This is a genomic window from Ruminococcus sp. 8Y-12 (genome assembly GCF_058119865.1).
Map to the genome: position 1 here is coordinate 4712820 of NZ_CM176623.1, position 13811 is coordinate 4726630.

At 48.9% G+C, this 13811-nt stretch carries 13 protein-coding genes; 2 read left to right on the forward strand and 11 right to left on the reverse strand.

The features are described from left to right. Positions 1 to 30 precede the first annotated feature (30 nt). From AC0THY_RS19115 to rpmE, 6 genes are all read right to left on the reverse strand, one after another. Entirely contained in the window at positions 31 to 1755 is a 1725-nt protein-coding gene (locus tag AC0THY_RS19115) for an ABC transporter ATP-binding protein (protein ID WP_489992172.1), read from the reverse strand. A gap of 145 nt (positions 1756 to 1900) precedes the next feature. Then, positions 1901 to 3247, reverse strand: coding sequence for a phosphoglucosamine mutase (glmM, locus tag AC0THY_RS19120; RefSeq protein ID WP_489992173.1), 1347 nt, complete (start codon positions 3245 to 3247; stop codon positions 1901 to 1903). A 131-nt stretch (positions 3248 to 3378) separates the two neighbouring features. Then, a complete protein-coding gene (gene prfA, locus AC0THY_RS19125) occupies positions 3379 to 4455 on the reverse strand; it encodes a peptide chain release factor 1 (RefSeq protein ID WP_489992174.1) in 1077 nt (358 codons plus the stop codon). A gap of 11 nt (positions 4456 to 4466) precedes the next feature. Next, a complete protein-coding gene (gene prmC, locus AC0THY_RS19130) occupies positions 4467 to 5315 on the reverse strand; it encodes a peptide chain release factor N(5)-glutamine methyltransferase (RefSeq protein ID WP_489992175.1) in 849 nt (282 codons plus the stop codon). Beyond that, on the reverse strand, positions 5312 to 6280 hold the full coding sequence (locus AC0THY_RS19135; RefSeq protein ID WP_489992176.1) for a DUF1385 domain-containing protein: 969 nt from the start codon (positions 6278 to 6280) through the stop codon (positions 5312 to 5314). The genes prmC and AC0THY_RS19135 overlap by 4 nt, the downstream gene beginning before the upstream one ends. Before the next feature lie 109 nt (positions 6281 to 6389). Further along, positions 6390 to 6599, reverse strand: a complete 210-nt coding sequence (gene rpmE / locus AC0THY_RS19140; RefSeq protein WP_489992177.1) for a 50S ribosomal protein L31 — start codon at positions 6597 to 6599, stop codon at positions 6390 to 6392. Between the two features lie 494 nt (positions 6600 to 7093). On the opposite strand from rpmE, the gene AC0THY_RS19145 reads away from it, so the two are divergent. Both AC0THY_RS19145 and AC0THY_RS19150 read left to right on the forward strand, forming a co-directional pair. Beyond that, on the forward strand, positions 7094 to 7495 hold the full coding sequence (locus AC0THY_RS19145; RefSeq protein WP_489992178.1) for a NusG domain II-containing protein: 402 nt from the start codon (positions 7094 to 7096) through the stop codon (positions 7493 to 7495). 88 nt (positions 7496 to 7583) lie between these two features. Next, a complete protein-coding gene (locus AC0THY_RS19150; protein WP_489992179.1) occupies positions 7584 to 8093 on the forward strand; it encodes a Gx transporter family protein in 510 nt (169 codons plus the stop codon). 22 nt (positions 8094 to 8115) lie between these two features. Here the strand turns inward: AC0THY_RS19150 and AC0THY_RS19155 are convergent, their stop codons facing one another. The 5 genes from AC0THY_RS19155 to AC0THY_RS19175 all read right to left on the reverse strand — a co-directional run bounded on the left by AC0THY_RS19155 (position 8116) and on the right by AC0THY_RS19175 (position 13767). After that, positions 8116 to 9894: a serine hydrolase domain-containing protein gene (locus AC0THY_RS19155; protein WP_489992180.1), complete on the reverse strand. Its 1779-nt coding sequence runs from the start codon at positions 9892 to 9894 to the stop codon at positions 8116 to 8118. 51 nt (positions 9895 to 9945) lie between these two features. Further along, a complete protein-coding gene (locus AC0THY_RS19160) occupies positions 9946 to 10956 on the reverse strand; it encodes a DUF5050 domain-containing protein (RefSeq protein ID WP_489992181.1) in 1011 nt (336 codons plus the stop codon). Between the two features lie 16 nt (positions 10957 to 10972). Then, a complete protein-coding gene (gene rho, locus AC0THY_RS19165) occupies positions 10973 to 12649 on the reverse strand; it encodes a transcription termination factor Rho (RefSeq protein ID WP_489992182.1) in 1677 nt (558 codons plus the stop codon). 135 nt (positions 12650 to 12784) lie between these two features. Further along, a complete protein-coding gene (locus AC0THY_RS19170) occupies positions 12785 to 13159 on the reverse strand; it encodes a TIGR04086 family membrane protein (protein ID WP_489992183.1) in 375 nt (124 codons plus the stop codon). 59 nt (positions 13160 to 13218) lie between these two features. Next, positions 13219 to 13767, reverse strand: coding sequence for a GNAT family N-acetyltransferase (locus tag AC0THY_RS19175; RefSeq protein ID WP_489992184.1), 549 nt, complete (start codon positions 13765 to 13767; stop codon positions 13219 to 13221). Positions 13768 to 13811: the final 44 nt, after the last annotated feature.

The following is a 13811-nucleotide window of genomic DNA, read 5'->3' on the forward strand; positions in this document are numbered from 1 at the left end:
GGGCCGCCCATAGCAATAAATTTTCCTGTCTCACTGGCGGTACAGTGCGGCGTAAGCGCCGTTTCTCTCCAGCAGTTCCTTGTGTGTGCCCTCCTCTTCAATCCCCTTTTCTGTCAGCACCAGTATCCTTTGGGCGTTTCGGATGGTTGTCAGCCTGTGGGCAATCACAAAGGTGGTTCGGTTCTTTGCCAGCTCCTCTAAGGAATTTTGGACAATTTTTTCACTCTCATTGTCCAGGGCCGAGGTGGCTTCATCAAAAATTAGTATTGGCGGATTTTTCAAAAATACACGCGCAATGGAAAGACGCTGTTTCTGTCCTCCTGAGAGCTTGACGCCCCTCTGTCCGATATCTGTATAGTATCCGTCCGGCAGCACTGCGATGAAGTCGTGGGCATTGGCCCGCTTGGCTGCTTCCACCACTTCCTCATCCGTGGCATCCGGCCTGCCGTATCGAATGTTCTCCATAATATTTTCAGCAAAAAGATACACGTCCTGCTGTACAATCCCGATGTGGTCACGCAGGCTCTTTAACTGTATGCTGCGGACATCCCTGCCGTCCAGCAGAATCTGTCCCTTCGCCACATCGTAAAATCTGGGAATCAGGCTGCACATGGTGGTCTTTCCTCCTCCGGAGCTTCCCACCACAGCCAGATAATCTCCTGCACTCACCTTGAGATTGATATGGCTTAAAACCGTCTCATTTCCATCTTTATATTGAAAGGACACATCCCGAAACTCTATGTCCCCCTTTACCTCTTCAAGCTCCACAGCCCCAGGGGCATCTGCGATGTCCGGTTCCACATCCAGGATCTCCAGAAACCGCTCATACCCGGCATATCCATTTTGAAACTGCTCAGTAAAGTTGATCAGCTTTTTGACAGGCTCCGTGAAATTATTGATGTATAAAAAGAAAGTGATGAGATCCGCCACTGCCATGGTCTTATTGGTAATCATCACAGCTCCCACCGCCAGTACCGCTATGGTAACCATGGTGGTGAGGGCTCCAAGGCCTGAGTTGTACCCGCCCATATACCAGTAGCTCTTCTTCTTGCTCTCCACAAACCGGCTGTTTCCCCTGCGGAACTTATTCATCTCCACATCCTCATTGGCAAAGGATTTCACCACCCGGATGCCGGAGAGGCTGTCCTCTATCTGGCTGTTGATATCCGCGATCTTCGCCCTGTTCTCCTTAAATGCTTTTTTCATCCGCGTGTTAAAGTAGAAGGCATAGACAGCCATCACGGGCACAAAGGCAAAGGCCACAAGGGTCAGCTTTTGGTTGATGGAAAACAGAATGATAAAAGATCCGATAAACTTGATCAGAGAGATCACCAGGTCCTCCGGGCCGTGGTGAAGCAGCTCACTGATGTCAAACAGGTCCGTAGTCACGCGCGACAAAAGCTGACCTACCTTCTGGTTGTTGAAGAAGGTAAAGGACAGCTTCTGATAATGGGAAAAAATCTCGTTGCGCATATCATGTTCTATGCTAGCCCCCATGATATGTCCCTGGTAAGCAATATAGAAGTTGCATATAAACTCCAGGACAACCAGCCCCAGCATCAGAGCTCCCAGCTTTAGGATTTGATGCAGCGGCTCATTTCCCGGCAGATACACCACCTCGTTTGTAATATAGCGCACAATCAGGGGGATGACCAGCGTTACGCCGGCCCCCATGATTGCGAAAAACATGTCAGACCAAAGCAATCCCTTATAGGGTTTGTAGTAGCCAAATAATTTTCTCCATTTGTGTTCCATAATATTTAACCTATGTAACTGTTCAGTGCATTCACAGTTACTTACAGAAATCCATTTAAAATCGCCTTCGATGATGGGATTTTTGCACTCCTGAATCATTTTCTTACAGTCTGCGCAGTAGATGCGCAGACCTGTTAAATAGTTACTAATCTACAATTAAGCCCTGTGCCTGCATCACGTCCACCACCTGGTTTACGTACTTCTCACAGAGCGCATCCTCAGAGGCCTCCACCATCACGCGGATCACAGGCTCTGTACCGCTCTCACGAACCAGAATACGTCCGTCGTCGCCCAGTGTCTCTGCAACGTCTTCCACAGCCTTTACCACTTCCGGATTCTCCCTGGCCACTTTTTTGTCCGCCACCCTCACATTTTTCAGAAGCTGGGGATAAATCCGCACTTCACCTGCAAGGGTTGCCAGACTTTGTTTTTTCTCCAGAAGAACCTCCATCACCATCAGGGAGGTCAGGATACCGTCTCCCGTGGTGGCGTGCTTGCTGAAAATAATGTGTCCGGACTGTTCTCCCCCCAGGCAGTGCCCGTTGGTTACCATATTTTCATACACATACTTGTCACCCACTGCGGTCTTCTCATAGCGGATTCCCGCCCGGTCACAGGCTTTATACAGTCCCAGGTTGGACATAATGGTGGTTACAATGGTATCGTTGTTCAGCCTGCCTTCCTCCTTCAGATATTTGCCGCAGATATAGAGGATCAAGTCACCGTCTACCACATTACCGTTCTCATCCACAGCGATGCAGCGGTCCGCATCACCGTCGTAGGCAAAGCCGATGTTCAATCCGTTCTTTTTCACAAACTCCTGCAGCACTTCGATATGGGTGGAACCGCAGTTGGTGTTGATATTTGTCCCATTGGGTTCATTGTTGATCACATAGGTCTTGGCTCCCAGGGCGTCAAACACGCTCTTGGCAATTGAAGAGGCGCTGCCGTTGGAGCAGTCCAGTCCGACCTTCATATTCTTAAAGGAGCGGGTAGCCAGGGAAATCAGATAGCCGATATAGCGGTTCCGCCCAGCCACAAAATCCACTGTGCGTCCGATATTCTCCTTGACAGCCAGAGGAAGCTCCTCTATCTCTCCATCCAGATACTCTTCAATCTTATCCTCCACCTCAGCTTCCAGCTTGTGGCCCATGCCGTTGATGACTTTGATGCCATTGTCATAGAAGGGATTGTGGCTGGCTGAAATCATGATCCCGCAGTCAAATCCTTCTGTGCGCACTACATAGGAGACGCTGGGGGTAGTGGTCACATGAAGCAGATAGGCATCCGCTCCGGATGCGGTGAGTCCCGCTACCAGAGAATACTCAAACATATAGCTGCTTCTTCTGGTGTCTTTTCCTATGACAATCTTGGCCTTGTGGTCACGCCCGTAGTACCAGCCCAGAAATCTGCCCACTTTAAAGGCATGCTCTACCGTCAGATTCACATTTGCCTCTCCGCGGAAACCGTCTGTTCCAAAATACTTACCCATAATTAATGTCCTCCATGAATGGTCTTTTCTCACTTTCGCTTCTAGGTTGCATTCAATACCCGGTATTTGGGCATTTTCTATACTAGTATACTCCGCAAAATCTCAAAAAACAACTGCGGAATCGATTCTGCCTATTCCTGGTCATTCATATTCGCCAGCTTTGCCGCCTGGTCTGCCGCGATCAGACTGTCGATGATCTCTTCCAGGTCCCCGTTCATCACCGCATCCAGTCTGTGCAGTGTCAGCTTGATCCTGTGGTCCGTCACTCGTCCCTGCGGAAAATTGTAGGTGCGGATTTTCTCCGACCGGTCCCCTGTCCCCACCTGGCTTCTCCTGGCCTCGGACTCCGCATCGTGCTGCTTCTGCAGTTCCATCTCATACAGCCTGGAGCGCAGGACTTTTAACGCCTTATCTTTGTTCTTTAGCTGAGATTTCTCATCCTGGCAGGAAATCACAATTCCCGTGGGGATGTGGGTCAGACGGACTGCGGAGTCCGTGGTATTTACACACTGTCCGCCGTTTCCCGAAGCCCGGAATACATCAAACTTACAATCATTTAAGTCCAGATGGAAGTCAATTTCCTCCGCCTCAGGCATGATCGCCACAGTGATGGTGGAGGTATGGATTCTTCCTCCTGACTCTGTCTCCGGCACACGCTGAACCCGGTGCACGCCGCTCTCATATTTCAGCCTGGAGTAAGCGCCCTGACCGTTCAGCATAAAGGTGACTTCCTTAAACCCTCCTATTCCGTTTTCGTTCAGGCTCATCATCTCCGTTTTCCACCTGCGTCCCTCCGCGTATTTTACATACATGCGGTAGATCTCCGCAGCAAACAGGGCGGCTTCGTCCCCGCCGGCACCCGCGCGGATTTCCACGATAACGTTTTTGTCGTCATTGGGGTCCTTGGGCAACAGCAGAATCTTCAGCTCATGTTCCAATTCCTCGATCCTTGCCTTTGCCTCATTGAGCTCTTCCTTGAGCATCTCCCGCATCTCCTCGTCAGACTCCTCTTCCAGCATGGACAGGCTGTCTTCCACAGTCCCCTTACATGCTTTGTATTCTTTGTAGGCATCCACAATGGGCTGCAGATCGCTCTGCTCCTTCATCAATTTTTGAAAGCGGGACTGATCATTTGTCACAGTGGGTTCATTTAGCTCGCTCAAGATCTCCTCAAAGCGGATCAGCAAATCCTCTAATTTATCAAACATCTCTTTTCCTCCTAACTTTTTCGACCTTTCACTACTCTGTCCAACCCAGAAAGGTCTTTTATAATCTGAACGCCGGACAGTCCGGCACTTGTCATCATCTGAGCCACCTCAGGCCCTTGGTCATATCCGATTTCCACCATAAGCCATCCCCCCTGCTTCAAAAAGGAAACGCTCTCCTGTGTGATCTTCCGGTAAAAATAAAGCCCGTCCTCCCGGCCATCCAGCGCACCTCTGGGATCAAAGCAGCGGACCTCCTCCATCAAACGGTCGATCTCCCCTGTGGGAATATACGGCGGATTGGAGACAATCAGGTCAAAGCTTCCATCAATACAGGAGAACAGGTCTCCCTGGCGAAAATCCACGCAGACGCCCTGGCGTCTGGCATTCTCCCCGGCCACCTCCAGGGCAGTCGCAGACACATCTGAGGCAGTACCCAGAAGGCCCGGGGCATGTTTCATCAGGCTGATCACTATGCAGCCTGACCCGGTGCACAAGTCCAAAACCTGCATTCCCGCCTGACAGACCTTCAATGCCTCCTCACAGAGCAGCTCCGTATCCTGTCTGGGCACCAGCACTTTATCATTGACCAGAAAGGGGATTCCCATAAACTCCTGCTCCCCTGTGATGTGCTGCAGAGGAACACGCGTCCCCCTCTCCCTCAGCAGTGATTCATATCTGGCATACTGGGCAGGAGGTATATCCTCCTCACAGTGAAGAAGGTACCAGGTACGGTCTATCCGGTTGCCATAGCTGTCTTTTAAGGCATACTCCATCAGATACCATGCATCCACTGGCGCATCTGGAACCTGCCTCTCCCTTAAGTAGGCTTCCCCATTTGCCAAAGCCTCCCTCAGTTTCATGCTGCGCCCTCCGGTTCCTCATACTTTTTACCGTAGTTCTCCGCCAGGTAGGCCTTCCAGTCAAACACCGCTTCCACGGAAGCGATGGCAACCTCAGCCATGGATTCATCCGGCTCCCTGGTGGTGAGATTCTGCATCCACATACCCGGGCGGCTCAAAATATCCACAATCTTACTCTCGCTCCTGCCTGCCAGCCTGATAAACTCATAGGATACACCCGCGATCACCGGAACCAGAAGAAGGCGGATGACTACCCGGAGCACCGGAGAGTCCACCCGTATAAACAGGAACAGGACAACACTTATAATCATGACAATCAGAAGGAAACTGGTTCCGCATCTTTTGTGCTGTTTTGAACTCTTCATCACATTTTCCACTGTCAGATCCAGTCCATGTTCTATACAGTTGATACATTTGTGTTCCGCACCGTGATACATAAACACCCTCTGTATATCCTTCATCCTGGAGATCAGCAGGATATAACCTATAAACAGGGTCAGACGCACCACGCCCTCAGCCACGGCAATCACCATGTCCGAGTCTGTGAACCGGTGAAACAGCAGGGAAATAAAATAAGGCAAAATCATAAAAAGCCCCACTGCCAAAACCACAGAGAAGGCCACCGTTATTCCCATGAGCATAGAGTCTCTTTTTTCCTGCTTAGCCTTATCCACCGGCTTTTTTTCTCTTTTCTTTGATTCCTGTTCCGTCTCTTCCTCTTCCATAAAGAAACTGGCCGAGTAAGTCAGGGTCTTCATTCCCAAAACAAGAGAGTCTATAAAATTAAATACGCCGCGTATAACGGGCAGCGAGAGTACTTTCCTATTCTTAATAAAACTGCTGTAATCCTCTGTTTTTACCACAATTTCCTGATTTTCCTTGCGGACGGCCACGGCGTACTTGTCACCGTTTTTCATCATGACTCCCTCCATGACTGCCTGTCCTCCGATGTTGGATGACTTCATATTTTGTATCCCTTCTTTTCTGTATTCGGGTTAATCGGTATTCGCTGTCCGGGACTTTTATAGTAAAATGGGTTGAGATTTTCCAACCTCAACCCTATCTTTACACATCCTATTTGTTTGCATTAATACCATATTTTCTGTTGAACTTGTCAATACGTCCGCGTGCTGCCGCTGCTTTCTGCTGTCCTGTATAGAATGAGTGACATTTGGAGCAGATTTCTACGTGGATATCTTTCTTTGTAGAACCTGTTGTAAATGTGTTTCCGCAGTTGCAGGTTACAGTTGCCTGATGGTACTCTGGATGGATTCCTTCTTTCATGATTTTCACCTCGTTTTTCTTTTATGTGAACTGCTTACCGACACTTGCCCCGAAAGAACCATTTCCTCCGGCATGACGGCCCATTCCCGGCCAATGCTGCTCCTGTGTTTCCACAGCAAGATATCCCGGGCTACCCCTGTAAGTCCCTACAGTTTCTAAAATAGCTATTGAATTATAGCATAGCTTCCCTGAAAATGCAACTATTTTTAACAAGAATCTGCAAATGTATAATGGCTATAAGTAAGCATTCAGACGGGTCAGGCCTGTTACTTGTGTTGACGCCCGGGTGACTGTGTTCTGGAATCTAGAGCTCCCCCTCAATCTTGTGTGCAAATCGCCTGAGTACACCATCTCCCGCCTATGGGAAACAGCTTCCTGCTGAACTGTTACCCTCACTTTCTACAATCCACCTTACCATATTGCCTTTTTAATATTTTTTTGCTAAAATACAGTAAAAAAGAAAAGCCAAATGCTATTAGAAAGTGTAAAACATCATGCGTATGTGGAAGGAAAAAAAAGGATTTTTCCTTATTTTAATTGTAATTTTTATTTTGGCAGCCGCCTGCTCCATGGCTGTGTGGCAGTACCTGAACTCCGGCGCCGGAACAGTGGCTAAAATATTTCAAAACGGGGAGCTCATCCGTGAAGTGGATCTCACTCATGTTGACTCCCCCTATTCTTTTACCGTCCAGGCAGCTGACGGAGGCTTTAATACGATTCAGGTGGAACAGGGAAAGATAGGAATCATCGATGCGGACTGCCCTGATAAGATATGTCAAAACATGGGCATGGTTTCCAGTACCGCCTATCCCATCAGCTGTCTGCCTCACAGACTGATGATCCGCATTGAAAAGGACAAAAGGGAATCTAAAGGACCAGACGCTTTTACCGGCTGATCTTCACCTCCGGCTTGGGGCAGACATAAACAGACATGCCGCTGACCGGGATGCCACCGCATAGGAACAGGAGGAGTACAAAATCATTATGAATATCAAGCGTATGACTCTGCTGGCCATGTATACCACCATTGCCCTGACTATCTTTGTGGTGGAATCCGCAATCCCTCCTTTGGCCCCCATTCCGGGTATAAAGCTGGGCTTGGCCAATGTAATTACCCTGTGGCTGCTGATCTATGCAACCTGGAGGGACGCCCTGACTGCCCTGCTGATGCGGATTTTCATCGCAAGTATGGTAACCGGACAACTGGTCTCCTTTTTCTACAGCCTCTGCGGAGGCCTGCTCTGCTTTCTGGCCATGGCCCTTTTATACAGGCTGCTGGGACGCAGGTACATTGTGTTTGTGAGCATTATCGGCGCATTATTTCACAACGTGGGGCAGATTGGAATTGCCATGGTGCTTTTGGATTCTCTCAGCGCAGCCGCATATCTGCCTGTTCTTCTGATCAGTGGTGTGATTACCGGTACCTTCACAGGTCTGTGCGCTTATTTTGCTTCCAGGCGCCTGCCCCGCCATGTGGTGTGGCCCCTGCCCTGAAGGTTTGATGTTCACTGTAGTACTAAGGGATTCTCCTCCCCTCCTCAGCGGGACGGATGGTGCGGTCCACCAGAAGTTCCGGGAGATCAATGTTACCAAAGTCCATGAGGTTATTCAGAGGAAAACTCTTGGACGCTGTCTGTAAAATGCCCCCCAGGCCCTCCTCAATCAACTCTTTTCCGGGTGTTTCATCAAAAAGCACCTGTATCTCATCCAGGCTTTTGAAAATAATTTTAAGCCTGCGCCTCACCGCTTCCTCCAGAAATGCGATATCCAGCTTCAGTACCAACTGTCCATCCTCATTTTGGGCAAACGCCCCTTTTGTACTGATCAGATAGGGTTCCCTGTGAATACAGATCTGGCCTGACGCTGCTTTGTCAAAGCCAATCTCTATCTCCAAAAGGTCCTCTCCCTCCTGGAGAATCAAGAAATGCTTACCCCTCTCAGAGATAAATCCAAGCTTCTCTATGCCGTCCGTAAAATTATTGTGAAACACCTGCATGACCAGGGGGAAAATTCCTGCCCGCCTGCTTTTCAACAGATAGCTTTTCCCGCTGATCTGATCAAAGGTGCGTTCGGGTGTTCTCTGATCTTGTTTTGCAATCCGCCTCCCAGGTCTTCTCCACCCGCCTTTGCGGATAGCTGCGGGAAGTTCCCTGCTCAGTCTAAGCTTCCTGGCTGTCTCTTCCAGATACTGTTCAGCCACAGGGTCCGCCGGAAGTACATCCGCAGGTGTATAATCTCCCTCAAAGTATTTTCTCACAACACTCATCAGTACACAGTTCTGGAACAGTTCATTGCTGCCCGCGTTGGCTACAATTACCATATTCATATCCGGGTAGACCACCACATTCTGTCCCAGCATTCCGTTGAAATTAAAGCTGCCCTCTCTTCCGCCTGCCCAGATCTGGTAGCCGTACCCAAAGTATCCCATCTCCACCGGTGTCTCCACCTGTTTTTTCACAGATTCCTTTACCCAATCCTCGGGGATAATCTGCTGTTCCTTCCACTTCCCTCCCTGAAGATAGAGCTGACCCAGCTTTGCCGCGTCCTCCTGGCAGAGAAAAAGGCCCCATCCGCCTTTTGTGATCCCTTTTGGACAGCACTCCCAGAATATTCTGGTGATTCCCAAGGGTTCAAACAGTCTGGGCTTTAAATAGTCCGTCATGGTTTCCCCCGTGAGCTCCGTAACAATGGCGGAGAGCATATAGGAATTCATGCTGTTGTACTCAAACTTCTCCCCGGGTGTACCGTTTACGCCCGAGTCCAGATAGCCCTTCACCCAGTCGTCCCCGGATACAATTCCAGATTCATTGAAGGTCACTCTGCTGGTCATGGTCAAAAGATGACGGACAGTAATGTTCTTCTGACGCATATTTCCCAGAAAACTGCGTTTTGTAAAGATCTTCACAATCCGGTCATCTAAGGATAGCTTTCCCTCTGAGATCAGCAGGCCTATGGCCATTCCGGTTATACTTTTACACATGGAATGCCCAATATGCCAGACTCCTGCCTTGTAAGGCGCAAAGGCGTATTCCCCGATCACATAGCCATTTCTCAGGACCATGACCCCGTGAATGTCTGTCTCCTCCTTATTCACCAGATCCCGGATAAAGGATGCCAGGTGTCTGGAGGAAACCCCCTGCTCCTCTGGCGTGCTGCGCGCAAGAGGCTGCTGCTCCTTCTCCTCTATAGGGAAGGCAGGTTTTTGTGGTGTATAGGTAACCTTGCTGATGTGACCGGTCTTTCCCTTTATCATGTCACGCAGTAATTCGTAAACCGCTAGCTGATCTTTGAGCATACATCATCATCTCCTATCAATGGTTCAGCCATTGTCATTTCAGTCTGTTTTTCAGGACACAAAACATTTTTGCAATCCTTTTACTTTTTTCCCTCCTGTGGTCATCATCACCACCTGGAAGTTCTTTGTCTTATTCCCCAGATATTTACTAATATACAGCCAATTGCCGCAGGCCTGCACTTTGTTCAGGCCCTTACCGGTATAAATTTTCGTTACCTTGCCTGTGTTTACATTTTTCTTATATACTGCACACTTTCCCGGCATTTTATGATCCAGCCTTACCGTATAGTACAATTCAGCTCCCTGGACGCTGGCTCCGCTCACCCCGCCTGCCACAAACTCGCTGCCGTAGGAACTCATACGCTTTCTGTAAATATTAGACCCGCCTGCCACATATTTACTGTAGTACAGCCATCCGTTCTCCACTCCCAGAGGATTCACATAACCAGTGACCTCTGTTCTGAAATCACTTCCATTGTTTTTCATGGAATAGATGGTTCCGGCTTCATAGTAGTAAACCCTTCCACTATAAACAGACAACTGGCTGGCACTTGACACCTTCCGCAGCACTTTTTTCCCTGATCCGTTCAGATTCATCCTGCAGATGGCAACTGTGCTGTCACTCTGCCAGCTAGGGTTGTACTTTGTCTGAATGTAGTAGATATTGCCGTCCACCACCATACAGTTACACCCCTTCGCCAGCCTCCTTGCACCGCTGCCGCTCTGATTTATCCGGTAAATATGGTCAATGTCACCGCCTGTGCCCCGAAAACTGTTTACTGTCAGATAAATCTTTTTATTGTAGACATTAATTGCACTTAAAGAAAAGCCCTTGAACTTTTTGATGAGCTTCGCTTTCCGTTGGGATGTGTCAAAACGGTACAGCTTGTTGTACACACTGTAATAAATGTACTTGCCCGAACGGCAGGGATTTCCCACATAGGAGTTCGACAGGACATTCCCAGTGGAGTTTCCAGACTTTGCCTTTGCGGTCAGACTAAAAGAACACAACACCAGCAGCGCCAGAAAGGCCAAGCCTGTCCTTTTTAAATACTTTTTCATACTCACTCCCCGCTTTCTAGATAAATTTCTGCCTTCTCACCAACTGCACAAATTCTCTGTTGCTCTTGGTACGCACAAACATATTCAGAATATTCTCCACTGCTTCATCGGACTTCATGCTGTTTAAAGCTTTGCGCATAATGTAAACTGCCTCCTGCTCTTCCCGATCCAGCAAAAGATCCTCTCTCCTGGTTCCTGATTTTTGAATATCGATTGCTGGGAAAATGCGCCTCTCTGAGAGCTTTCGGTCCAGAACAAGCTCCATATTTCCAGTTCCCTTAAACTCCTCGTAAACCACATCATCCATCTTGCTGCCTGTGTCCACCAGCGCTGTGGCCAGCACGGTCAGGCTGCCGCCTTCACGCATATTTCTGGCCGCTCCGAAGAAACGCTTGGGCATGTGAAGAGCCGCAGGGTCCAAACCTCCGGACAGTGTCCTTCCGCTGGGGGGAACGGTAAGATTGTAAGCCCTGGCCAGACGGGTGATGCTGTCCAGAAGAATGGTCACATCCTTACGGTGCTCCACCAGACGTTTCGCCCTCTCAATCACCATCTCGGAGACGCGTTTGTGGTGTTCCGGCAGCTCGTCAAAGGTGGAGTAGATGACCTCCACATTCTCGCCTACAATGGCCTCCTTGATATCCGTCACCTCCTCCGGGCGCTCATCTATCAAAAGAATGATCAGATGCATGTCCCGGTTGTTACTGAGTATGGACTTGGCTACCTCCTTTAGAAGTGTTGTCTTTCCTGCCTTTGGAGGAGATACGATCATTCCTCTCTGCCCCTTGCCGATGGGAGAGATCATATCCACCACTCGCATGGCAATCCCTCTTGTATCCCGCTCCATGCGCATCCTCTCATTTGGAAAAATAGGAGTCATGTCCTCAAAATTATACCTTTTCACTGCTTCCGAGGGGTGGAACCCATTGATGGTCTTTAGATACAGCAGAGCGCTGAACTTCTCCTGCTGGGTCTTGATCCTGGTATTTCCTGTGATGATATCACCGGTCTTCAGATTAAAGCGCCGGATCTGGGACGGGGAGACGTACACATCATTCTCACCCGGAAGATAATTGGCACAGCGTATAAAACCATATCCATCCGGCAGCACCTCCAGGATTCCCGATGCCAGCTGACCGCTGTCCAGTTCCGCCAGGTCAGCAGACGGCCTGTCGTCTGAACTGCGGCTGTCGCTGCGAGGTGTCTGAACCGAGTCGCTGCTGCGCCCGTTATGTTGATCATTCGTTCTGGTAAAGTTGTATCTGTTATTCTCTGTTCTCTGAAAATCGTTTCTGGAAGTGTCATTCCTGGTGAACTCCTGTCTGGAATTCCCATTTCTAGCAGCAATCTGCCTGGTGCCCTCCGTCCTGCTGTTCTCCTGCCTGGAAATCCCCTCTCTGCCGTTCTGTTTCCCTGCGTCCTCCGCAGCCTCTTTTGCCTCTTCCCTGACATATGATAATTCATTGGATGCTGGACCAGACGGTTCTTCTTTTCCTGAACCCCCCTGACTTTCTGCTGTCGGAATCTTGGTTTCTGCTGTCTGAGGAGCCGTTCCCTGCTCCTTGGCATCCTCAGCCAGCATTCTCTCGATTACCTCTCTTTTCTTTAACGCAGATATATGCCTTATTCCGCGGTTCTTCGCAATCTCTTTTAAGGCTACCACTGATAATGCCTCATATTGTTCTCTTGTCATATATTTATAATCCTTTCTACTGTATCTATTTTCATTTTTCGCTTCATATTTTGGAGTTTCTTGTCGAAATGACGTGATACGTATAGACGAGTATACTATAACATATTATTTTAAAAAAATCCAGAAAATTCCTTGTCAGGACAACATTCCGCCCAGCATCCCGCCCCCTACGCATAGCAGAGCCGTGGTAACCATCTGTGCTGCCTGGGTCTGGATCCCGTGACCCGCGATCATGGAAATCAAAAGAAGCAACACAAAATAGATTGCACCGATCAACAGACCCCACAGAAACTTTCTGCTGCCACCGCCCCTGCCCGCGAGCCATCCCCCGATAAAGCTGGACAAGAGATACACCACAATTACGCCTATGGAAACCTTACTCTCATTCAGTTCGAACTTGAACAAAAGCAACGCCAAAAGCAGCAGCAGCAGAGCCGTCACTATGTATGATACAACCAAAGCTTTCAATATTACAGCCGGTTTCGATTTTCCGGCAGCTATATTTTCCATACAATCCCCTCCTTTACCAAAATATATGTAAAAGCATAGGGAAATATACCGAAATTTTTTTATTTTTTCTGATAGGCAATCCGTTCACTGCCATCCTCCACAAAAATGTTTCCACAGAGGGTAAACCCGTTTTTCTCCAACAACTTCTGCATTACCAGATTATCTCTGTGTGTATCTATTTTCAGATTCCCGCACTGTTCATAGGCCCATTGAATACACTGTGAAGCCGCTCCCTTTACCGTACCATCAGAGACAATGCGGTGGACCACCCCGTAAGGCGAACAATTCAGCCACTGGCCCCCATAGATTTTGCCATAGGTGGGATCATCGCCTGTCTGATAAAAAAAGACAGACACGATCTCCCCATCCTGTTCACCCACATAGAGATTTCCCTCCTGTATATCGCGTTCTACCAGCTCTCTGGGGGGATAGCTGTCTCCCCATTGATCCGGATTTCCATGCACGCGCATGAAGTCTCTGGCCTGCTTATACTTTTCCAGAATCTTTTCCAGTTCCGCCTGTTTTGCCCCTCTTATTTTCATTATCATTCCCCTCTCCACCTGGACTGCCACCCAAAATACAACCTCAACATAAAGAAAATCTGCCACCGGCAGAACCTCCTTCTGCAAAAGCATTAGAAAAGGTCTGCTGC